Raw genomic sequence first — 22976 nt, 5'->3', positions numbered from 1 at the left:
GAAGTGAAACGCAAACGCGCCGATGGTAGTGTGGGGTCTCCCCATGTGAGAGTAGGTCATCGCCAAGCGCCTAATTTAGGTTAACGTGTAGACGTTAAGCTAAAGGAGCGGTAGTTCAGTTGGTTAGAATACCGGCCTGTCACGCCGGGGGTCGCGGGTTCGAGTCCCGTCCGCTCCGCCAACATTAAGAGATAAGCCTCATCGAAAGATGAGGCTTTTTTCGTTATGGCGTCGCGGGTAATTCGTGTCAGTGACGCTAACGCTTCGGGCTCGAAGCATGTGGTTATCCTCATACTCTGCCACCATGTAGATGACATCCTTATCAGAATATGAAGCTTTCGCTTCAATGTTAAAAATCAAAACCTACTTTTTTGCCGTTCTTTATTCCACTTTATCAATATTGTTTCTTTCACGTTCTGAAAACCTCCTGTGCGCGACTTGGCAGTATTGACCTGTGACACTGATCTCGGACAAATTAAACGGTATAATGCCTTATGTCTTTCATGAGTAACGAAAATGAATTGTCGTCTTGGGTGTGGTGCTTGCTGTATTGCGCCTTCAATAAGCAGCGGTATTCCGGGTATGCCAAAGGGTAAGGCGGCGGGTGAGCGTTGTGTGCAATTGAGCGATGCCAATTTATGTTTGATTTTCGGCTCGCCTGATCGTCCTGCGGTTTGTAGTGATTTCGATGCATCTGAAGATGTTTGTGGTCATTCGAACGAAGAGGCGCTTTGGTTGATTACCCAACTCGAATCTCAGACCTCTCATTAAGTTTATCGCTGACAGGTGAAATATGCAGTTAACTCGTTATACCGATTTTGGCGTTCGTACCCTGATGTATTTAGCGGTTCAGCCAGATAGAACAACTTTATTTAGGATTGCTGAAATTACGCAGGTGTTTGATCTGTCACCAAATCATGTCTCTAAGATAGTGCATCATTTAGGCAAGATGGGTTACCTTGAAACCATCCGCGGTAAGATGGGCGGTTTCCGTTTGGGTAAGCCTGCGAGTGAGATTAACCTAGGCCAGTTAGTTCGAGTGTTAGAAAACTCACTCGCCCCTATTGATTGCAGCAAACCTTACTGCCGATTTACACCAGCCTGTAAGCTTAAAGGCGTGTTAGCTCAGGCTGTTGAAGCTTATTTGAATGTGCTGGATCAATATACTTTGCTGGATATTGTGAGTAACCGTGATGAGTTAGTCGCCTTGCTGCCAGACTTTTCTATTTCAGTACTGCAACTGGATTAGTACCACTTTTAAGTGCAATACCGATGGGGAGCAAACTCGATGCTGGCACTAGATCAATCCCCTCGGTTTTAAGTCTGTGTAGATTAGCCTCCAAGAAGCGCATAGTTTCTGGATAGGGATGGGCAATCACCACCAAGCAACCTTGGGTATGTGCCTGACTTATCATTAAGTTAAATTGTCTCTCGAGTGCATTGGCACTGGTATCATTGTCTAGAAACAGTTGGCGTTTTAGTAAAGGAATGCCTAGCTTATCTGCGTTATCCCCTGCCTTAGTGAATCGTGTTGTCATACTATCGACAAAATACAGCTGCTCTTGTTTGAGTGTTTCCATGACCCAGAGCATGGGATCGTCTAGTTGAGTTAATAGACTCCCCATGTGGTTATTGGCACCTTTGGCAAAGGGAACGCTGTTAATCGCATCAATAACACTGGTGCGAATTTGTGCCTCAGTCATCGTATTGGTTAATCCCCCCAGCCCTAATGTCTTACCATTAAGCGCCTGCATGGGAAGATGTAGCATAATTTCGTGGCCTTTTTGGTGTCCTGCGTTAGCGAGTTCTTTGCCAAGTGGGGTATGAGGTAATACTGAGAGTGTTACTGTATTGGGCAGTGCCAGCACGGCTTTATCTGTATGACGATAACCTATGTCATCAATAATGAGTGCAAGCTGGGCAGCATAGCTTTGAGAAATGCTTAGGGCCAATAGGGCCAAGGAATAAAGTAAGCGCACAATTTCTTCTTATTCGTCATGGTGCTGTATCCATGCAATGGCAGAGGTCACTTGATGATCTTGGGCCAGTGATGCATGGGCTGATAGGGCGTCGATTATAGCTAAATTACCAACGCTGGGACCAGTTTCGGCGGCAATTTTTATGTCAGGGATGATCCCTATGTTATGAATGTTTTCACCTCTAGGAGTATTGTACTGGGCAATTGTGAGTTTAATCGCGTTACCATCTTCTAAGATGGGGATCAGGCTTTGTACAGTACCTTTGCCAAAACTGGTCTCACCTAAGAGTTTGGCACGACCATTTTCTTGTAATGCGGCGGCGAGAACTTCGGATGCAGAGGCCGAACCTTTGTTGATTAACACGAGCATAGGCACGTTAGTCAGCATGGTTTGCGGTGAGGCATAGTAGTCAGAGTTGGCGTCGAAGAAGCGGCCAGAAGTTGAGACTATGCGTCCTTTAGCGAGAAAGAGATCCGCAATTTTAACCGCTTGGTCGAGCAGGCCGCCGGGATTATTACGTAAATCTAAGATGAGTCCGGCGAGCGGTTTGTTTTGCCATTGGCTGAGCGAGCGCACCATATCTTCGGTCGAGTTTTCTTGGAAGTTGCTTAATCTGACATAGCCAATATTGCCATCAAGCAGTTGAGTGCTGACCGACTCTATAGTGATATTGCTTGGCTTGAGTGACACTTTAAAGGTGGCATCGTCATTACTGTGTTTTAGCTCTAAGTTAATACTCTGATTATTGAGACTATGTCTTTTTATTTCAGTAAGGATATCGGCTAGATTCGTTTCAGTCGCCAGGGTGTCGTTAAGTTTAATAATAATATCGCCCGCACGTATTCCCGCTTGCTCTGCGGGAGAATGGGCAAAGGGGGCTATGATGCTGATGTGGTCTTTTTGGGCCGCGACTTCGAAACCGAAACCAAAATACTCGCCGCGATTAGAATCTTTAAGATCGAGTAATTCTTGATGATTTAGGAAGCTGGAATAGGGGTCGAGATGTTCAAAAATGCCTTTGATGGCGGCCTGCACTAACTCTTCTTTGGGAACGGTTTTGATATAGTAAGTTTCAACCGTTTCAAGTACATCTTGTAGTAATGGATAGTCAAAGTTGTCGCGGTAGGATTTTGCATTCTCTTGGCTGGAGAGGCTGATGGATAGGCCTAAAGTGAGACCTAATCCAACGCAACTGATATAGCGGATCATGTATTTCATAACGGTCCCCTGTGATAAGGGGACCGTTATGATTAGCGACAGTATTTCGCTGGATCGACGGCTTGCCCTTTATGCCTTATTTCAAAGTATAGGCCAGGCTCGCTCTGTCCACCTGAACGTCCGACTAAAGCAATCGCTTCACCGCTTTTTACCATCTCACCAGGGCTTTTTAGTAGGGTTTGAGCATGACCGTAAAGACTCATATAACCTTTCCCGTGATCGATGACCATGACAAGACCAAAACCGCGTAACCAGTCGGCATAAATGACTTTACCACCTGAAACTGCTCGAATATTTTGCCCTTCTGGTGCAGACAACATAGTGCCTTTCCATACTACTTGACCGGAACGTTGGCTACCAAAGCTAGCACTCACACGACCTTTAGTTGGCCATTTAAGTTTGCCACTTTGTTTACCAAAGCCTTCCATCGAGGGGTTATCTTTCATGGCCCGGAGCGCTTGTTCAACGACGCGCTTTAAGCTGGCCTCTTCAATTTGCAACTGCTCAAGCTCTGCACCCTTAGAATTTAAGGTGCGTTGCAGCTCTTTGATGGTCAGTTGACGCTGATCTTGCTCTTGGCTCAAACGTTTAGCTTGTACTTGTTGTTCGGCCACTAGTTTCGTTAATTGCTTTTGCTTACTCGTTTGCGACACCTTGATCTCATCTAGCTCGGTCAAGGTTTGCTTTAATTCGTTGATCGACTTCATCCGCGCTTTATTGAGGTATTGGTAATAAGCCAACATACGCTCGATAGTGGCGGGACTTTGCTGATTAAGCATCATCTTAGTGTAATCGTGATTACCGGCAAGATAGGCGCTCGACAGCTGTTTCGACAGTGTTTGTTGTTGAGTCACTTTAAGCGTTTCTAACTCATCTTGACGTTGTTTTAGCTCGGCAAGTTTAGTGTCGATTTGCGCTAAGCTATTTTTGGTGCTGTTGACTTTTTTGGCAGCTGACGCAATCGCTTCTTCATCGCTACGCAGCAATGACAGCAGCTTTTCTCTTTGTTTACTGGTGGTTTTTAATGCGCTTTGTTGTTGATTTATTTGCGTTTGGATTGATTTTAACTCGGACTTACGCTTCTCCAAATCAGAAGCGTGTGCCGAGAAAGATAACATCATAAAGCCAGCAATAATGCTGGCTTTAACAAGGAGTCGAGTGCTCACTAGGTAACGGTTACTCTTTTATGTGGATTAAGGGTTTGCCCGTCATCTCAGCTGGAATGGCTTCGCCGATCAAGGTCAAGATGGTAGGTGCAACATCGCTGAGTTTACCACCTTCATCTATGGTCGCATCGCGTCCAACAAAGACGAAAGGCACGAGTTCACTGGTGTGGGCCGTGTGAGCCTGACCTGTAGTTTCGTCGGTCATTTGCTCGGCATTGCCGTGGTCGGCGGTAATAATACATTCTCCGCCCACTTTCGCCAGCGCATCAACCACACGGCCGATACAAGCGTCGACAGCTTCACAAGCTTTAACGGCGGCATTGAAATTACCTGTGTGGCCAACCATGTCACCATTGGGGTAGTTACAGATGATCACGTCGTACTTAGTTGATTCAATTGCTGCAACTAACTTGTCAGTCAGCTCAGCTGAACTCATCTCAGGCTGTAGATCGTAAGTTGCCACTTTAGGCGAGTTGATTAGGATGCGATCTTCTCCCTCGAATGGCTCTTCTTTACCGCCGTTAAAGAAGAAAGTCACATGGGCGTATTTCTCAGTTTCAGAGATACGCAGCTGAGTACGACCTTGTTTCTGCAGCACTTCACCTAAGGTATTCACTAAGTTTTCAGATGGATAAGCGATAGGTGCTGTGATGTCGCCAGCATACTCAGTCAAAGTGACGAAGTGCATTTTCGGCATAACAGCGCGTTCGAAACCATCGAAGTCTGGGTGAATAAAGCTACGGGTGATTTGACGGGCGCGGTCAGCACGGAAGTTCATAAAAATCAGGGCATCGCCGTCTTTTAAGGTCGCAACTTGACCGTTGGCATCTGTGATCGCCGATGAAGAGACGAATTCGTCGTTCTCGTTACGTTCATAAGCCGCTTCCAATGCTGTAACGGCATTGTCGTATTGGAATTTTGACTTGCCTTGGGTGATTAAATCGTAGGCTTGCGACACGCGATCCCAACGATTATCCCTGTCCATAGCAAAGTAACGACCAATAATCGATGCAATACAGCCATGGCCTAATGTAGTAAACAGATCATCAAAATGGCTCAAGCTACCCTTAGCGCTGCGCGGTGGCGTATCGCGGCCGTCGAGGAAAGCGTGCAGATAAACCTGAGTTGCACCGCGCGCAACGGCCATACGGCACATAGCTTCGATATGCTCTTCATGGCTGTGGACGCCGCCGGGGGAAAGCAAGCCCATAATGTGTACTGCTCCGCCAGCTTTGATGGCTGAGTCTACCGCATCACATAGTGCAGGATTTTTTTCAAACTCATGATCTGCAATGGCTTTACTGATACGAGTGAGTTCTTGATAAACCACACGGCCAGAGCCTAAGTTAATATGGCCAACTTCAGAATTTCCCATCTGGCCATCAGGTAAGCCAACATCTAAGCCAGAACCTGAAATCAAACTATGGGGATATTTAGCGTTGAGACGGTCGAGTACCGGAGTCTTGGCGTGGAAAATCGCATTATTATGCGTGTTTTCACGGTAGCCCCAGCCATCGAGGATCAACAACGCGAGCGGACGTTTAGCTGTCGTCATAGTGATACCTTTAAGTTTTATAGAAGCGATAGAAATCTGAAATTGGTCAAATATTACTACGTTAGCGGGGTATGAAAAAGCGCTTTACCCCGATTAAGGTCATCGAATCACTAATTCGCCCGATTCTGTGAGTGGCTTGTGACAAGTACAGAGTCAATTGCACTAAAAGTGCGATCTCGAACTGTGACTAAACTGCTGCATTCTGCCAAGGCAATCGGTATACTCTGTGCCCTTATCGAATTTTCGCCATTTATGCGGGCAATCATCATGCAAGAATATATCGAATTTTTTAAAGCTCACTCAATGCTCAGTCTGGCTTGGGTGGGATTATTTGTTGTGCTTGTCGCGAGTATCATCAAATCGAGCATGTCAAAAATCAAAAGTATTTCTCATCAAGAATTAACGATTATGGTGAATAGACAGGATGCTAAAGTGGTTGATGTGCGCTCGAATGACGAGTTCCGCAAGGGCCATATTGTTGATGCACTTAACGTTACGCTCGCCGATATTAAAAATAATCAGATATCAGCCCTTGAAAAGTATAAAGCCAGTCCCATTATATTGGTATGCAATGCTGGCATGACCTCGTCTCAAGCTGCTCAGCTTTTGAGTAAGCAAGGTTTTGAAAACCTGTACAACTTGAAAGGTGGTATGGGTGAATGGCAGGCAGCAAATATGCCTGTTTCAAAAAGCAAAAGATAAGTTGTCGGCGGCAGTTATGATTTCAGCTGCACTCAATCCACAGGATAGTGCAGTAATAAAGTCATCATTGTTTGGCATACTGATCCTACGGTCGCTAAGGGCTTAATGTAAGTTTTTAGACTGGTTCGATCGATACCCGAATATAGGTACAAGTTGGGATGATACCGAGATCTGATACAGGCCTTGAGTAACATAAGCCCCGAGCCAATTTACGTTCAAATAGTAATTGGCTTTCAAATAATAATTGGCTTTCAACGAAAAGCCGATACAACATTGATAGGATAGGTAGGAAATTATGGCTGAAGTAGCAAACAACGAACAACAAGCCCCACAATTCAACATCCAACGTGTTTACACTAAAGATGTGTCTTTCGAAACGCCTAACAGCCCAGCGGTATTCCAAAAAGAATGGAACCCAGAAGTTAAGTTAGATTTAGACACGCGCAGCGCTAAATTAGCTGACGATGTGTATGAAGTTGTCCTGTCTTTAACTGTGACTGCACAAAACGGTGGCGATACCGCTTTCCTATGTGAAGTACAACAAGCCGGTATCTTCTCTATCACTGGTCTGACTGAGCCACAATTGGCCCATTCATTAGGTGCATACTGCCCTAACATCCTATTCCCATATGCTCGCGAAACCGTGGGCAGCTTAGTCGGTCGTGGTACTTTCCCACAACTGAACTTAGCACCTGTTAACTTCGACGCGCTGTTTGCCCAATACGTGCAACAACGTCAAGCTGCTGCGACTGCACCAGCTGCCGAAGAAGCTAACGCTTAATTACATGAAAAACTCTGCCGATATCACGGTATTAGGGGCGGGCTCTTATGGCTCCGCCCTTGCCATTTCTTTAGCCAGCAACGGTCATAAGACCTTGTTATGGGGACACGATCCTGTCCACATGCAAACGCTCGCTCAAGACAAGTGCAACCAAGCTTTTTTGCCTGGTATTGCGTTTCCTGATTGTTTACAGATCGAAGCCGATTTAGCCAAAGCCTTAGCCGCCAGCAACAATGTGTTAGTGGTTGTGCCAAGCCATGTGTTTGGTACTGTGCTTGAGCAAGCTAAACCGTTACTCCGTAGCGATGCGCGCATCGTATGGGCAACGAAAGGGCTCGAACCTGAAACCGGACGTTTGCTGCAAGATGTGGCCCGTGATGTGTTAGGTGAGCAATATCCGCTGGCGGTGTTATCTGGGCCGACCTTCGCGAAAGAACTCGCCATGGGTTTACCTACGGCCATTTCGGTCGCGGGCACTTGTCCTAAATTCACCAACGATCTCGTCGAGCTGTTACACAGCCCTAAACGTTTGCGGGTTTATGCCAATGACGACTTTACCGGACTGCAACTTGGCGGCGCGGTAAAGAACGTGATCGCGATTGGCGCGGGCATGTCCGACGGTATCGGCTTTGGTGCGAATGCCAGAACAGCCTTGATTACCCGTGGTTTAGTCGAATTGACGCGTTTAGGCGAAGCCTTAGGTGCCAATGCGGCCACTTTTATGGGCATGGCGGGGTTAGGCGACTTAGTATTGACCTGTACCGACAACCAATCCCGTAACCGTCGTTTCGGTTTAGCCTTAGGTAAAGGCTGTGATGTGATGACAGCACAGGCTGAAATTGGCCAAGTAGTTGAAGGTTATCGCAATACCAAAGAAGTGTTTACGCTTGCGAAACGCCTCGGGGTTGAAATGCCGATCACTGAGCAGATTTACCAAGTATTGTATCAAGGCAAAGCGCCGGTCGATGCTGCGAAAGAATTGCTCAGCAGAGAAAAGAAATCAGAAACGCCTACGCAATAAACCGCGAGCCGTGATGATGCTGTAATGCCGAATAAAGGAAAGGGTGCTAAAATAGCGCCCTTTTTTGTGCCCGGACTTCTGGTGTGCAAGATGTATCCCCGGTCGCCAGGGCCCTTGATGTTCCCGACATCAGATGGCATTTCCTCCATCCCTGGAGGTCAGATGGTGAAAGAGGGGATTTGTGCCTAACGTTTGAGCTTATCTTTGCTCCGTTTAGCTGTTGTAAAGGTTCGCGAGTCATCAAATTGCCCGTTGGCAGCCAATGCCAATCAATTTATCTGTGTGGAGTAAGAGCGTGAAACATCATGATGTCATTATTATCGGAGCCGGCGCCGCGGGATTAATGTGTGCAGCGACCGCAGGTTACCGAGGCCGTGATGTACTCGTACTCGACAATGCCAAGCAAGCTGGGCGTAAAATCCTCATCAGCGGCGGCGGGCGTTGTAACTTCACCAACCTTAAAGTCGAGCCCGCTAACTTCCTCTGTGGTAATCCTCACTTTGTTAAATCGGCACTCGCGCGTTATCCGTCGCAGCAGTTTATTGAAATGGTCGAGCGTCACGGCATTGAATACCACGAACGTGATCACGGCCAACTGTTTTGCAATGACTCGGCCAAAGAGATAGTCACTATGCTATTGACCGAGTGTGAATGGGCGGGCGTGACGATCAAGCTGCGTACCGATATTCTGGCTGTTAAAAAGACCGAGGCTGGGCACTTTGAGCTCAATACCTCTAACGGCGAACTGAGCTGCGACTCACTCGTTATCGCCACGGGTGGCTTATCCATGCCTAAACTCGGCGCCACGCCTTACGGCTATCAACTGGCCGAGCAGTTTGGCCTTAAAGTGTTGCCAACTCACGCGGGTCTGGTGCCTTTTACTTGGCACAGTGAAGATAAAATTCGTTTCGAACCTCTGTCGGGAATCGCAGTGCCGAGCCGCATTACCGCCAAAGATGGCACTGCATTTAGCGAAGCGCTGCTATTCACTCACCGTGGCTTATCTGGCCCCGCCATTTTGCAGATTTCCAACTATTGGAAAGCGGGCGAAACCATAGAAATCGATCTATTGCCGAATATGGATTTGGCGCAATTGCTAGAACAACAATTTGCCGTACATCCTAAACAGAGTTTGCGTAATACCTTAAGCCAATGGTTGCCTAAGCGTTTGGTCGAAGTGCTATTCGATGAAGCCCTGTTGAATAAAGCGTTAAATCAGCTAATTCACGCCGAGCGCGCAACACTTGTGGATGATCTCCACCGCTGGACAGTATTGATGAACGGTACTGAAGGCTACCGCACCGCCGAAGTGACCTTAGGTGGTATTGATAGTAATGAGCTGTCATCCAAAACCATGGAAGCCAGCAAAGTCGCAGGACTCTACTTTATCGGTGAAGTCATGGACGTAAGTGGTTGGTTAGGCGGGTTTAATTTTCAATGGGCCTGGGCATCTGGCGTTGCAGCAGGACAAGCGGTTTAGTCTCTAACTTGCAAGAGTAATGAGTTTAAAACCCTGACTGTTTGAACTCATCAAAGCCAATCTTCTGGCTAAATCACTTTTGGCTCTAAGTGTGTTTCGCCGTTCAAAAGGGGAATAGGCCAAGTAAGGCTTTGCCTATAGAAAAGTTGATGGTTCGACTTAGAAGTTATGTATCCCATCTTTTCGTAGCTTGAATGCTTTAATCAAAGTCGTGGGGCTTCACCCCACACCCGACCAAGGAGGACTGCTCGTCCTATCCTCCTTGGATGCTCCAAGACGCCCCAACGGAGTTGAAAGCCCCTTGTGCTCATTGCCAAATTTGCTATCGCTTCCGAAGGATGCGTCCCTGCACCTGCGAAAGCTAGCTTGCCATCCATGGCAAGACTCACGCAATTTGTCTATTCGCCCTGCGGCAACTCCGAGGGGGAGGTGTATTCCTTGGGGTTTTGAGTCGTTAGATAGTGATTCATCAGCAAAAAATAAGCGTGAAAGAACGGAAAAGGTAAAGCAATATCAGATGATTACCCATCAAACTGTATAAAAACCGCTACCGCAAAAAAGCAAATTCCTATAGCATCATTTATACCAATGGACATGGCTGCGGCCAAGTTCAACAAACGATTTATACCCTGCAAACAGCGCATAAATAATAAGACGTTACAAGGCTAAAATAGGTAATTCATGAGTGATAAAAAAGTCAATTATTTTGTAAGATGCCTAATTGTTGGCTTAGCAGCCTTCATTGTTTGGATCATATCTTACAGCTTGTTATCCCAGAGTTCTAAGGGAGCGATTTCAGCAGGTATGATCACATTGGTGATTTTGCTAGTCGTAATTGTTCTCAGTGAAACTTTTGATCAATTTAGTGTAGGAAAGCTCTTTAGCTTATCGAAGGAAGTAGTTAAAAAAGATGAGTCTATTGCAAAGTTAAAAAATGAGAACACCGATCTAAGGAAAGAACTAGTAAATGTTGTTACGTCTATAAACCAGCACCAAACTAGTACAAATATTATTGGTCTTTCACCAGCTGATATAGCAAAAGCTATCGGGGTTGAAAAAGCGACGCCAGATGAAATAACAGAAAAACGCACAGAAGAAAATGATGAAAGTCCTGAACGTGTTAGACCTACTCGTCGAAGAATAAACCTTCAAAAACTTGAAGAAATCGCATTTGATAAGTTTCTGGCCGCTCGAAATCTAACCAGCCTGGACCTAATCAAAGAAGCCAAACTGGTTACTCAATTTAGTGGTATAGATGCGATAAGTAATACCCAGCCAATTTTCGATGGTTACATAAATACTGGCGAAAGTGAGATATTCATAGAAATTAAAATTGCTCGTGTATCTGCGATGATGACTCGTGAGCGAGTGTATTTAATGCTGAATAAAATTTACTTGTACAATAAACTCAAGAATGCAAATGCACATTTAAATTTAATACTTGTCGATGTAGAAGGGGAAGATGACGATAGGAATCGTGTTCAACGTAATTTCGAACTATTGAAAGAATTCTTCGAACCATCAATATTAAGAGGGTTATTGAGAATAGTGCCAATATCGTTATCTGAAGTAGAAAGAGAGAAAATTTACAAAGAAGTGTAGTTACCTGATAACAACCAATTTAAGTAGATTCGCAACGCGTGACAGTTTTGGTTTTCGTTTTTTTGTTTATGACACAATCCGGAAGCATTTTGTAATGCGTTGCTTACTACTTATGGATGTTAACCCGTCAAAATTTTATCCGAAAATCATGTGTTAGAACTGACGATCTAACTTGGAAATATCTCAAACATACTACGTATTTATTTGAAACTTACAGATTACGCTAATACTAAAAAGGTGAGCTATGGTGATTAGTGAGACGACCGTCCGCCCCATGGACGGGGCGGTCGAGCATCCACGGATGGACTTGCTGCGCGTCGTCGAGCAAATACCATGACTCGCCTATAAGTCAGCGCTTCCATAGTCAACTCGATTATCCCGCTGGCTCAATAGATGGTCAGTCGATTTGTTTTGTCACCCACCAATCAATCTTACCCAATCGCCAGTTTGGTTTCTGCGTAGCGCAGTTTCTTGGTCCTTGGGCTGGCGAGGAAGTAGGCGAGTACGAGTGGGCCGAGGCGACCCATGAACATTATAAAAATGATGATGGCTTGGCCTAGAGTAGTTAAGTTGCCTGTCAAACCGCGGGACAAACCAACTGTGCCCAGTGCCGATACGGCCTCAAAGACGATATCAATTAACGGTGCGTTTTCACTTAATACCAGTGCGAAGATGGCTAGCCAAGTGACGCCAATGGAGATCATGGTTAGCGCCAAGGCTTTGCTGACAGTGTCTTTGGGGATCTCGCGCTTAAACACATAAATGGCTTCATCGCGGCGTAAGTAGCCATAAGTAGCCAAAATCAGCACCATAAAGGTGACCACCTTAATACCACTGGCGGTGCTTAATGAGCCGCCGCCAATAAACATCAATACCAGCATGAGTAGCGTTGTACCATCTTCGAGTTGGTCAATTGCTAGTGTATTAAAGCCTGCGGTGCGCGGTGTAACGGCTTGAAACCATGAGGCTAACCATTTACCAAGTTCGCTTAAGGGCGCCAAGGTATTGGGGTTGTTGTACTCAATAAAGTAAATCGCAATCACGGCGACGGCGTTGATAATTATAGTGCCTGTGATCATCATGCGGCTGTAAACGCTGAGTTTTGACCAACGCTTGTTCCTACGAAGATCTATCCACACCGAGAATCCAAGGCCACCTATGATGAGCAGGCCCGTGATGGTGAGGTTAATGACAGGATCGGCAACATAGGGCATTAGGCTGTCGGCACTGAGGGCAAAACCTGCGTTGTTAAAGGCGCTGATGGTGTAGAAAAAACCGTGGAATAAGCTGGTTTTCCAACCGAGTTCCTGACTCCAGTACATGGAAAGAATGGCCATGCCTACGGCTTCAACCAGTAAGGAAAACACTAACACTGATTTTGCCGTTGACACTAGAGTCGATGTATCTGTTTGATTAAAAGCCTCTTTTGCGACTGTTTGGTGTAAAAAACCAATTCTGCCGCCAATGGCGATCAAGGTGACAATGGCGAAGGTCATCAGCCCAAGTCCACCGCATTGAATTAATAGCGCTATGACGATTTGCCCAAAGGGCGTAAAAACAGTGCCAGTATCGACAACGACAAGCCCTGTCACTGTTACCGCCGAGGTGGCCGTGAACAGACTTTGTAGCCAAGTAATAGAAGATTCGGTTGCTACCGGCAGTTTGAGTAAGCAAGTGCCTAAGATGATCAATAATGCAAAGCTCACGCTTAGGATAAAGGGCGGTGCGCCTAACAGCTTTTTACTCGATTTGGGTTTATGCTCAATCGCCATGATGGAGGGATGCCATTGAACCAAGTTACACCAACCTTGGCGCTAGGTATTTGAGCTCAGTACGGCTACCGCAGAGCAGTAAGGCGTCATTCGTTTGCAGGATAAATTGACTATCAATTTTGCTGAAAACCGTCAGATCCCGCTTAACCATAATGGCGGCGACTTTGCCTTTAGGATTGCGTATCACATTGCTTTTTGCATCATCTTTAACATCATCCTGTGCAGCGCCGAGGAGTTGGCTGACAGTAGTTTGATCAAGGTGAGGCTTGATATGGATTTCGACTACATAGAGACCATCACCAATCGGCAGGAAATTGTTCACCATAGGATAGTTGAGTGACTGGGCGACACGTATGCCCATTTCTTCCTCTGGATGTATGATGCGGGCGACGCCGAGTTTAGAGACGATAGTGTGATGGGCTTTAGTGCTGGCCTTGACCCAAATGACTTCTACGCCTAGATTTTTCAGTGCCAAGGTGCACAGCAAACTTGACTGCATATCTTCGCCAATTGCGACCAGTACGGCTTCACTGTTTGCGAGGTCTAGCTCACGAAGTGCGGCTTCGTCGGAACAATCACAAATAACCGCTTCGGTTAAGTCTTCTACGTATTTTTCCACCATTTTAGGGTCACTATCCACGCCAGTGACCGTGTGGCCTAAGTGGATCAATTCTAGGCTAGCGGCGACACCAAATCGCCCTAAGCCAATAACGGTAAAATGTGCCATTAAAATATCCTTTTCTAATTTATAACAGATGCTTATCTATTGTTTGTTAAGCGATAACCTAGGCCCGCTTCTGTCTTAATGAGCTGCTGCTCGCTGCTGTCATTGAGTTTTTTACGTAACTGACTGACTAAGATCCGCAGATAATGACTGTCTTCTTGATGGGTTTTACCCCAAATATCCCGCAGTAATTCAGTTTGTTTAACGAGCTGACCAGGGTGAGACATTAAGGTCTCCATCAGGGCAAACTCCTTTTTGGTTAAGGCGATTTCTTGCTGATCGAGCCAAAGCAGGTGGGTACTTTTTTGCAACTTAAGTGCGCCAAACTGCAGTAAATCACTTAATGGCGGTTCATCGACTAAATCGCGGACTAAAACCTTGATGCGAGCGATTAACTCCCTGATCCCAAATGGCTTGCTGAGATAGTCATTGGCGCCAGCTTCTAAAAGACGAATTTTTTCTTCCTCTTGATCGCGGGCGGTTAAGATAAGCACCGGCACTTTGTCACTTTGACGTAGGGTTTGCAGCAAGCTGATGCCATCACCATCGGGTAGGCCAAGATCAAGCACTAACACATGTGGCTGCTGCGCATGATATTGCGCTAGGGCTGACGCAATCGAGGCGGCGCCATGATATTCGAATCCTTCCGCTTCTAACGATATCCGCATAAAAGTGTGGATTTGCGCTTCGTCATCGACAACCAGCACCTTATAAGCCATTTATTCCTCTCCCTTTTTTATCGGCAATGCGATACGAATAAGGCTGCCATGAGCGACAGGTTCGGCGCTGATCTGGCCACCATGGGCGGTAATTATGCCCTTAGCAACAGCAAGCCCAAGGCCCGAGCCGCTATCGGTTGAGGGATGCTGGCGATAAAAGAGTTCAAAAATTGCCTGCGCTTGAGCGGGTTCTATGCCAAGACCCTCATCTTGGATATCTAACAGTAACGCATCGCCCTGCTGATACGCTTTTACTATGACTTGCTTATCAGAAGGCGAATAGCGCAGCGCATTATCCAATACATTAAAAATAGCTTGCTCAATCAATGAGCTGCATATCATCAGTGACGGTAGATCGGCGTCACTCTTGATGATAATACGCGGCTGCGTGGCTGGAAAACGGGCAATAGCTTGGTGCAATACATTCATTATGGCGTCTTCACTCAAGCTAAACTTGAGTGCGCCGTGTTGTAACTTAGTGGCTTGCAGCAGGTTTTCGATATATTGGTGTAGGCGATGGCTTTCGGCGGCCGCGCTATCAATCAGCTCATCCTTTTGGTCTGGGCTGAGCTTAGGCATGTATTCTTTTAAGGTGGTGAGCGTGCCTATGATAGTGGCGAGTGGGGTGCGTAAATCGTGGGAAACCGACAGCAAAATACTGTTGCGTAACTGAGCTTGTTCGAGAGCATCTTGCTGACGTCGATAGTGTTCGGCTAATTTGCTGGTAGTGAGGGCGACAAGCAGAAACACACTGAGATTGAGAATGTCCTCAAGATTAAACATCTGGAGTGAATAACGTGGTGTGGTAAATAGAAAATTAAAGCTGGTCGCCTCAAACACTGCTGCAAAATAGGCCAAGTTTGCGTTGCATTGTAGGGCTACGGCCACTACGGCCAATTGTAAAATCAGCAGTACGGCGATAGTCGAGTTTGAAAAGTGATCGATAAAGGCGCTGCTGAAAATGGCCGTCACTAGCACTATGAAGGTAAATAAAGTCGGGTGCGAACGCCAGTATTGTGTCATGGGAGCCGCTATGGATGAAGTCATGAATAGAAAGACGCATATAAAGAAAGTGCCTGTACTTTAGCAAAGGCATTTTAAGATAGCGCGTAAAAATGTCGTAAAATTTGTAACCTTGTGAGTGGCTTAGCTTGCACTTAGCTTAGGCAAATCGAGCTTGTTCACATCACACTTTGGGTAAATGATAAGGCTTACCGCATACACTTATGTTGTAAGCCTTAACCTAGGCGCAGGCCATTACGTAAGATGCCAAAGTGCCTATCCAACCACTAACCCTGAATTATTTACCTGCCTGTCATTGAGTTGCCCGTCATTGAGCTAAGCATCACCAAGGTATTGGTGGGGGCACTAAGCGTTTGCCACTATAGCCAGTAACGGCGGCGAAGCGGGGATCTTCGGCTTCCCAATCTGCCTGTGCTTTGACTATTTCATCTTTGCTATGGCCGACAAAGTTCCACCAAATGCTGACAGGATCAGCCAGTGGCGCGCCGCCAATCAGCAGTATGCGACAACCCGCCTCGAGTTTTATGGTAATGGTTTCGCGTAGCATGCCAAGGTAGGCGAGGTGGTTATTATCAAAACTGTCATCCTCGATTTGGAAGCGGCCTTCCAGTGGCATGAGGGCATATTCGAAACTAGGGTCGAGATTCAGAGTGAGTTCAGCGTCATGGGCGGCAAACAGATCTATGGCAACGATAGGTGAGAAGTGTAATGTGGGCGCCTGTTTATGATGCCAACTGCCAATCAGTAGGGTGAATTCGACGCCTGACTCGTGCCAAGTCGGCAGCTCTGGGTAGTGATCGAATCTCGGAGTGGTATCTTTGTGCTCTAGTGGTAAGGCTATCCATAGTTGGGCTGCGTGCATAGTGTGATGGCCCGCTATCGACTCTTCGGTGTGGGCTATGCCGTGTCCGGCTGTCATCAGGTTAACTTGTTTTGGGCGGATCACTTGAGCACTGCCGAGGCTGTCCCTGTGCATGATTTCGCCTTCGAGCATCCAAGTAAAGGTTTGCAATCCAATGTGTGGATGTTGGCCGACGTTTAACTGCGGGCCGTCGGTGATTGGGCCAATATGGTCGAGAAAGCACCAAGGGCCGATAAGGCGGCGCTCTTTTTGTGGAATAGCCCGTGCGACAGGTATGCCGCCGACATCACTGATTTTGGGGGCAATCCGTTGAGCTTGAATGCGGCCATTTTCAATAGGACATTCCTTAGGGCCACCATAAAACTGTGCTTGTAGTTCACTCATGTTCGCTCCTTATTCCATTACTAGGGCATGCTCAGTTCAGTTTGGCTCGCTTCAGCGCAGCTAAGTGTGAACCTAGAATCTCGCATGGGGGCAGATCTCATCTTGCATTCGAACCGAAGGTTTTAGCTTCGGGTATTCCGGTCAATTTTGCAAATTGTGGCAGTGACCTGATAGAGGGCAACTGCACTTTTTGGTGGTTAACTTAACGTGTCTTAGGTTCTTCAAATTGCCCTTCGATAGTCTTTGATAGCCTAATTCGAGTACGAATGTGTGACTGAGCCCGCGTGAATGGGACTTTTATCTGTCCTTTACTTTAGCAAGCCTGTATTTATGTGGGCATTAGCGTTTGATGTTTTACTCGAGCCTAAATACGAGTGTTTGATAAGTTTGGGGCTCAGTGATTTTTATCATCCATGTCTTACGTTGGATCTGCAAAATCGAGTCTATCTTTTATGGGGGCTTGTGTTGGCGGCAAAGTCTGTCTTCACCCTAATCCATTCAGCGTACAGGCTTAACACTCATAAATATATCATTGGTAAATATAACGTTGGGCTGTGATTCAGCGTAATAGATCAAGGAGAAAGCGTGCTCGAAAATCAAATGATGTTACTGGCGGTATTTGAACGGGCGGCCTTGATGCTGATGACCTTGTTCTTTTTAACTCGCACTCGACCGTTTCAGCGTTTATTCCAAAAGCGTAATCATACCCCCGCAGAGTTAGTTTCTGTGGCGGCGATATTTTGCTTATTTGCGGTATTTAGTACTTATACCGGCATTGAGGTTGAAGGCGCGTTGGTTAACGTGCGGATTATCGCAATTATTTCTGGCGGGATTCTATTTGGCCCTTGGGTTGGTATTCCTGCGGGCGTGCTGTCGGGGCTGCATAGATATTTGATTGATATGGATGGTGATACTTCTATTCCGTGTTTAATCGCTAGCATTATTGCCGGCCTTATGGCGACGTGGATTTATTACAAATGTCCCAAATCTAAGTTGTGGATTTATGGCATTGCGGCGGGCATGTTGTGCGAAACGCTGACTATGTTGTTGATTTGGTTGCTGACAGAGCCACACGAGGTGGGCGTTGAGATTGTGAGTCATATTGCCTATCCCATGATTGCGGGCACTGTATGTATCGGACTGATTATCAAGCTAGTGCAGGACCTCGACGATGAGAAAGAGTTGATTGCCGCTAAGCAGGCTAAGCTCGCGCTGGATATTGCTAATAAAACCTTACCCTTTTTCCGCAAGATTGACCGCCATGCCTTAGAGCAAGTTTGCGCTGTGATCCGCAATGAAATCCATGCCGATGCCGTGGCGATTACCGATACTCGCGATGTATTAGCCTATATGGGCGTTGGCAAAGATTACTACGAGGTCGATGGTCATCAAGCGATTAGCGAAATGACTCAAAGGGCGATAGAGCAAGATCAAAACATTATTAACAATGACTTACGCCAATATCATTTATCGGATTTTCATTCGGTCATCATAATCCCGCTGCGCGAAAACGGCACTGTGAGTGGCACGCTGAAGATTTACTATCGCAATACCTATCGTATCACTAGCTCGTTGCGGGAGATGGCTGTGGGTTTGTCGCAGCTGATTTCGACCCAGATGGAAGTGTCGCGTATCGAGCAACTGCAAGAGATGACCCGCAAGGCGGAGTTTACGGCGTTGCAGAGCAAGATTAATCCACATTTTTTATTTAATGCCCTCAATGCGATTTCTTCTTTGATCCGTATTCGGCCACAGCAGGCGCGACAGTTGATTGCTAATCTGGCCGATTATCTGCGCTATAACTTGGCTAAAGGCGATGAGCTGATTGATATCCAAGAAGAAGTGAAACAAGTCCGTGATTATGTGGCGATTGAGCAGGCGCGCTTTGGCGACAAGCTTGAAGTGATCTTCGATGTCGACGATGTGCATTTTTGTGTACCTTGCCTCTTGTTACAGCCGCTGGTGGAAAACGCCATTTTGCACGGCATTCAGCCGCGCAGTGCACCGGGTAGAGTGACGATAGAAGTGAAAAAACTCGATGCAGGTATTCGCGTCGCCGTGCGCGATACTGGCTATGGGATCCGCCAAGAGGTGATTGATGGTGTAGCTGCTGGCCGCGTAGAAAGCAGCAGTATTGGGCTGATGAATGTGCACCAGAGAGTGAAGTTATTGTACGGCGAAGGTTTGCAGCTTAAACGGCTCGAGCCGGGGACTGAAGTCAGTTTTTACTTACCGGAAAATGAGGCGCAAGTATGTTAAAAGCCATCATAGTTGAAGATGAATATCTTGCCCGTGAGGAGCTAGAGTATTTAGTGAAGAGCCACAGTGAGATAGACATAGTGGCTAGCTTCGAGGATGGCTTAGAGGCCTTTAAATATTTGCAGGATCACGAGGTCGATGTGGTGTTTTTGGATATCCAAATACCGTCCATCGATGGCCTTTTGTTGGCGAAGAATCTACATAAATCGACCCATCCTCCCCATGTGGTGTTTGTGACTGCCTATAAAGAATTTGCAGTAGAAGCATTTGAGCTCGAAGCCTTCGATTATATTCTCAAGCCCTACAATGAACCGCGGATCATCAGCTTATTGCAGAAGATTGAACAGGTGGGGCGGCAAGCACCAAAGCCACAACATGAGGTCGCGAGTAACACCAGTCGAACCGTGAATTTAGTCAAAGGTGAGCGGATTATCGTTACGCCCTGCGAGCAAATTTATTATGCCGAGGCCGATGAAAAACTCACCTATGTGTACACCCGCACTGACCGTTATGTGATGCAGATGACCATCAGTGAGTTTGTCAGCCGCTTGCCCGCCGAGGGCTTTTTCCGCTGTCACCGTTCCTATTGCGTCAATATCAACAAGATCCGCGAAATCGTGCCTTGGTTCAATAGTACTTACCTGATCCGATTGCATGATTTGTCGTTCGAGGTGCCCGTTAGCCGTAGTAATATTAAGGCTTTTCGACAGCTGATGAGGCTGTAATTGTCATTCATTCCTGCAGATCTGTATTTCATGCCTTAATTGATCGGCGCGAATCGCATCTCTCTTATAGTGGACTCAATTCCTGATCCCCTAAAGCGAGATGCATCATGACTAAAGAGATGAACCGTACTCGGTACCTGACCTTAGTTGGTACTATTATCACCCAGTTTGCACTCGGCTCAGTTTACACTTGGAGCCTGTTCAATGCGCAGTTAGCCGTTAAACTCGACGAACCCGTCAGCCAAGTGGCATTTGTGTTTGGTTTGCTGAGTTTGTCTTTGGCCGTGGCATCTTCCATGGCGGGCAAATTACAGGAACGCTTTGGCGTACGTAATGTCACCTTAGGCGCAGGCCTGCTACTCGGCGTTGGATTCTTACTCACTGCCCAAGCCAGCAACTTGATGATGCTTTACCTGTGCGCAGGGATTTTAGTGGGCTTTGCCGATGGCACTGGCTACTTGATGACCTTGTCTAACTGCGTGAAGTGGTTTCCTGAACGCAAAGGGCTGATTTCGGCGTTAGCGATTGGCGCTTATGGTCTAGGTAGCCTCGGATTTAAATACATTAACGTGCTGTTACTCGAAAACACTGGCCTTGAAACCACCTTCCAACTGTGGGGGTTGATCGCCATGGCGTTGGTCTTGTGTGGCGGTATGTTGATGAAAGATGCGCCTGCACAATCAGCCGCAAGTCAGCAGGCCGAAAGCCGCGACTTCACCCTCGCTGAAGCCATGCGTAAGCCGCAATACTGGATGCTGGCGCTGATGTTCCTGTCGGCCTGTATGAGTGGTTTGTATGTGATTGGTGTGGCTAAAGATATCGGCGAGAAGATGGTCGACTTGCCTGTACTGGTCGCCGCCAATGCTGTTGCTGTGATTGCTATGGCGAACCTCAGTGGTCGTTTAGTGCTGGGTATTCTGTCGGACAAAATCCCCCGCATTCGGGTTATTTCACTGGCGCAGATCATCACTTTAGTCGGTATGGTGTTACTGTTGTTCATTCCTTTGAATGCTAACCTGTTCTTCGTTGCGGTTGCCTGCGTTGCCTTTAGTTTTGGCGGTACTATCACTGTTTATCCATCATTGGTGAGCGACTTCTTCGGCCTGAATAACCTGACTAAAAACTATGGGGTTATCTACTTAGGTTTCGGTATCGGCAGCATTATCGGTTCGATTGTCGCCTCGTTATTTGGTGGGTTTATTGCAACATTTAACGTGATTTTAGTGCTACTGGTGGTGGCGTTAGTCATGTCATTAACCATTCGTATGCCAGAGCCCAAAACTCCTGCGTCAGCTAAGAAAGCGACTAAGAGTACGCCTCGCTTAGTGAATATGACGGCCGAATCTGCATAGGCGTAAGCTAAGCTTTTCCTCTTTAGCTAAAAGCTAACATAAAAAATCCGCAGCCAAATGGCTGCGGATTTTTTACTTTTTATCCCGTATTTTATGGACGAGGTTGTTACTCACGTTTAGGCTCGCTGACTTATCTATGTGATTACACTTTTGATGTTAGCTCAGTGCAGCCTCTTTTTTATCACACCAACAACAGGTAACTTGATAGCCATAAAGCGTTATTTAGGATGTGTTGATGTTAACGGACCCTCTTTTTTGGTTGGTGGCGATACCCGCAGTATTGATTACTGGGATTTCTAAATCCGGTTTTGCGGGTGGCGTGGGCGGCTTAACTGTGCCGCTATTGGCGCTGGCCATTAGCCCTACCACAGCGGCGGCAGTCATGTTACCACTGCTGATTTATATGGATTTTTTAAGCGTACGTTCTTGGTGGGGGCAACATAATCCGCGTCATTTATGGATAATACTGCCCGCGGCGGTTGTGGGGATTTTTATCGCTTATCTGTTGTTTGATAGGTTGAATGAAGAATATTTACGGGCGATTTTAGGCTGTGTGTCCCTTGGTTTTGGTTTGTATGGTTTGATTCTGGGGGATAAAACCCAAGCATCACCTTCACCCCTAGTTGGACGCTTGTGTGGCTTAACTGCGGGATTTACTAGCTTTGTTGCCCATGCGGGCGGGCCGCCACTCAATGCTTACTTGTTGCCGCTGCGCTTGGCTAAGGCGGAGTTTTTAGCCACGGCTGTGGTGTTTTTTGCAGTGGTGAATTTGGTCAAGCTTATCCCCTACAGTTTGCTTGGGCAGATTAACCAAGAGAATATTTTAGTTTCTCTGTTACTGGTGCCGCTGGCATGGCTAGGGGTAAAGCTAGGTTTGTTTATTCAAGATAAAATTAACGACAGGTTATTTAAACGCATCATCTTGATTTTAATGGTGCTGGTGGGTGTGCGTTTATTGTGGACGGCGTTATAGTTTTAAGCTTTAGGTTATATTAGTCTGCTAGAGTGCGCGGGTGTTGGGGCGTTTTGATCCCCAGCCGCCCTGAATTTACCTGATAAAAACTCAAAATTACGTTACTGTGAAATCTGCCTGCAATGAGTTTGAAGCTATGAAACGATTATTGATAGTTATCTTAGCCTTAGGCCTTGGCGCTTGTGCTAGCGCGCCAGAACCTAAGCCTGTGGTAAAGCAAGTTGAACCCGCCACGGTTTGGAATGATAGCAATATCTCCGAACTGCATTCTGAATGGCGCGGAGTGCCCTATCGTTTAGGTGGTGGCACTAAGCGTGGCATAGATTGCTCGGCTTTTGTGTCTGTCGCCTATCAGAAGATGTTGGGTATGACCTTACCGCGCACAGTCGAAGAGCAACAAGCTTTAGGTAAACCTGTGCCGAGAAATCAACTGCGCAAGGGTGACTTGGTATTTTTCAAGACGGGCTGGAGCACACACCATGTCGGCATTTATGTAGGAGACGATAATTTTCTCCATGTTTCCACTAGCCAAGGGGTGAAGATTTCGAGCCTGCATAACAGTTATTGGGCGTCTAAGTATTGGAATGCACGGCGGATTTAGCCCTTTGATCGTTTTTATCTTTTGAATGGCTCAACTTGCAGTGAGAATGCCTGAGCCAATCTCCCTTTATGGCATGTT

General features: G+C 46.6%; 21 protein-coding genes and 1 tRNA gene. 13 read left to right on the top strand and 9 right to left on the bottom strand.

Translation table 11 applies throughout. The features are described 5' to 3' along the window. The first annotated feature begins 104 nt into the window (after positions 1-104). The 3 genes from L5M37_RS16545 (at position 105) to L5M37_RS16535 (ending at position 1249) form a co-directional block, all read left to right on the top strand. Positions 105-181 (top strand) — tRNA-Asp (locus L5M37_RS16545). A gap of 335 nt (positions 182-516) precedes the next feature. Further along, positions 517-771 (top strand): YkgJ family cysteine cluster protein, encoded by a 255-nt coding sequence (locus tag L5M37_RS16540; protein ID WP_105250837.1) that lies wholly within the window; start codon positions 517-519, stop codon positions 769-771. 22 nt (positions 772-793) lie between these two features. Continuing rightward, the gene (locus tag L5M37_RS16535) at positions 794-1249 is read left to right on the top strand and encodes an Rrf2 family transcriptional regulator (protein ID WP_105250838.1); all 456 of its coding nucleotides are present in this window, start codon (positions 794-796) and stop codon (positions 1247-1249) included. On the opposite strand, the gene L5M37_RS16530 is transcribed toward L5M37_RS16535, so the two are convergent. The 4 genes from L5M37_RS16530 to gpmM are packed head-to-tail and all read right to left on the bottom strand — an operon-like array spanning position 1224 to position 5918. After that, positions 1224-1979 carry a divergent polysaccharide deacetylase family protein gene (locus L5M37_RS16530; RefSeq protein WP_263142303.1) on the bottom strand — a complete coding sequence of 252 codons (756 nt, stop codon included), beginning with the start codon at positions 1977-1979 and terminating at the stop codon, positions 1224-1226. The two genes, L5M37_RS16535 and L5M37_RS16530, sit on opposite strands and share 26 nt — an antisense overlap. A 9-nt stretch (positions 1980-1988) precedes the next feature. Beyond that, a complete protein-coding gene (locus L5M37_RS16525; RefSeq protein ID WP_263142301.1) occupies positions 1989-3197 on the bottom strand; it encodes a S41 family peptidase in 1209 nt (402 codons plus the stop codon). A 32-nt stretch (positions 3198-3229) separates the two neighbouring features. After that, positions 3230-4363 carry a murein hydrolase activator EnvC family protein gene (locus L5M37_RS16520; protein ID WP_113941204.1) on the bottom strand — a complete coding sequence of 378 codons (1134 nt, stop codon included), beginning with the start codon at positions 4361-4363 and terminating at the stop codon, positions 3230-3232. Positions 4364-4373: 10 nt separating this feature from the next. Further along, positions 4374-5918, bottom strand: coding sequence for a 2,3-bisphosphoglycerate-independent phosphoglycerate mutase (gene gpmM, locus L5M37_RS16515; protein WP_263142298.1), 1545 nt, complete (start codon positions 5916-5918; stop codon positions 4374-4376). Between the two features lie 267 nt (positions 5919-6185). On the opposite strand from gpmM, the gene L5M37_RS16510 reads away from it, so the two are divergent. The 5 genes from L5M37_RS16510 (at position 6186) to L5M37_RS16490 (ending at position 11504) form a co-directional block, all read left to right on the top strand. Beyond that, positions 6186-6620 (top strand): rhodanese-like domain-containing protein, encoded by a 435-nt coding sequence (locus L5M37_RS16510; RefSeq protein WP_105253030.1) that lies wholly within the window; start codon positions 6186-6188, stop codon positions 6618-6620. A gap of 295 nt (positions 6621-6915) precedes the next feature. Beyond that, entirely contained in the window at positions 6916-7401 is a 486-nt protein-coding gene (secB, locus tag L5M37_RS16505) for a protein-export chaperone SecB (RefSeq protein ID WP_006083777.1), read from the top strand. 4 nt (positions 7402-7405) lie between these two features. Further along, complete coding sequence (gene gpsA, locus L5M37_RS16500; RefSeq protein ID WP_173497252.1) at positions 7406-8422, top strand: NAD(P)H-dependent glycerol-3-phosphate dehydrogenase; 1017 nt, start codon at positions 7406-7408, stop codon at positions 8420-8422. Positions 8423-8717: 295 nt separating this feature from the next. After that, positions 8718-9902, top strand: a complete 1185-nt coding sequence (locus L5M37_RS16495; protein WP_219251690.1) for an NAD(P)/FAD-dependent oxidoreductase — start codon at positions 8718-8720, stop codon at positions 9900-9902. Positions 9903-10583: 681 nt separating this feature from the next. Then, entirely contained in the window at positions 10584-11504 is a 921-nt protein-coding gene (locus L5M37_RS16490; protein ID WP_063881836.1) for a hypothetical protein, read from the top strand. Positions 11505-11935: 431 nt separating this feature from the next. Here L5M37_RS16490 and L5M37_RS16485 read toward each other — a convergent pair whose 3' ends face one another. The 5 genes from L5M37_RS16485 to L5M37_RS16465 form a co-directional block, all read right to left on the bottom strand. Next, complete coding sequence (locus L5M37_RS16485; RefSeq protein ID WP_263201262.1) at positions 11936-13300, bottom strand: TrkH family potassium uptake protein; 1365 nt, start codon at positions 13298-13300, stop codon at positions 11936-11938. Position 13301: 1 nt separating this feature from the next. Beyond that, positions 13302-14003 carry a potassium channel family protein gene (locus L5M37_RS16480; protein ID WP_105250904.1) on the bottom strand — a complete coding sequence of 234 codons (702 nt, stop codon included), beginning with the start codon at positions 14001-14003 and terminating at the stop codon, positions 13302-13304. Between the two features lie 32 nt (positions 14004-14035). Then, complete coding sequence (locus L5M37_RS16475) at positions 14036-14719, bottom strand: response regulator transcription factor (protein ID WP_263201260.1); 684 nt, start codon at positions 14717-14719, stop codon at positions 14036-14038. Continuing rightward, positions 14720-15766 carry an ATP-binding protein gene (locus L5M37_RS16470; protein WP_113941211.1) on the bottom strand — a complete coding sequence of 349 codons (1047 nt, stop codon included), beginning with the start codon at positions 15764-15766 and terminating at the stop codon, positions 14720-14722. A 298-nt stretch (positions 15767-16064) separates the two neighbouring features. Further along, a complete protein-coding gene (locus L5M37_RS16465; protein ID WP_198573897.1) occupies positions 16065-16988 on the bottom strand; it encodes a pirin family protein in 924 nt (307 codons plus the stop codon). A gap of 585 nt (positions 16989-17573) precedes the next feature. Here L5M37_RS16465 and L5M37_RS16460 point away from each other — a divergent pair. The 5 genes from L5M37_RS16460 to L5M37_RS16440 all read left to right on the top strand — a co-directional run bounded on the left by L5M37_RS16460 (position 17574) and on the right by L5M37_RS16440 (position 22898). Continuing rightward, positions 17574-19247, top strand: a complete 1674-nt coding sequence (locus tag L5M37_RS16460; RefSeq protein WP_287478759.1) for a sensor histidine kinase — start codon at positions 17574-17576, stop codon at positions 19245-19247. Beyond that, positions 19241-19972 carry a LytR/AlgR family response regulator transcription factor gene (locus L5M37_RS16455; protein WP_173497261.1) on the top strand — a complete coding sequence of 244 codons (732 nt, stop codon included), beginning with the start codon at positions 19241-19243 and terminating at the stop codon, positions 19970-19972. The genes L5M37_RS16460 and L5M37_RS16455 overlap by 7 nt, the downstream gene beginning before the upstream one ends. Before the next feature lie 107 nt (positions 19973-20079). Beyond that, entirely contained in the window at positions 20080-21324 is a 1245-nt protein-coding gene (locus L5M37_RS16450; protein ID WP_173497262.1) for an MFS transporter, read from the top strand. Between the two features lie 235 nt (positions 21325-21559). Next, the gene (locus tag L5M37_RS16445; RefSeq protein WP_263201258.1) at positions 21560-22297 is read left to right on the top strand and encodes a sulfite exporter TauE/SafE family protein; all 738 of its coding nucleotides are present in this window, start codon (positions 21560-21562) and stop codon (positions 22295-22297) included. A gap of 136 nt (positions 22298-22433) precedes the next feature. Further along, positions 22434-22898: an NlpC/P60 family protein gene (locus tag L5M37_RS16440; RefSeq protein ID WP_006083761.1), complete on the top strand. Its 465-nt coding sequence runs from the start codon at positions 22434-22436 to the stop codon at positions 22896-22898. Positions 22899-22976 lie beyond the last annotated feature (78 nt).

Origin of the sequence: Shewanella sp. SM69, assembly GCF_025653985.1 — a bacterium.
Lineage (GTDB): Bacteria > Pseudomonadota > Gammaproteobacteria > Enterobacterales > Shewanellaceae > Shewanella > Shewanella oncorhynchi.
The sequence above is the reverse complement of the archived record's forward strand: the minus strand, read 5'-3'. Positions and strand labels throughout refer to the sequence as shown.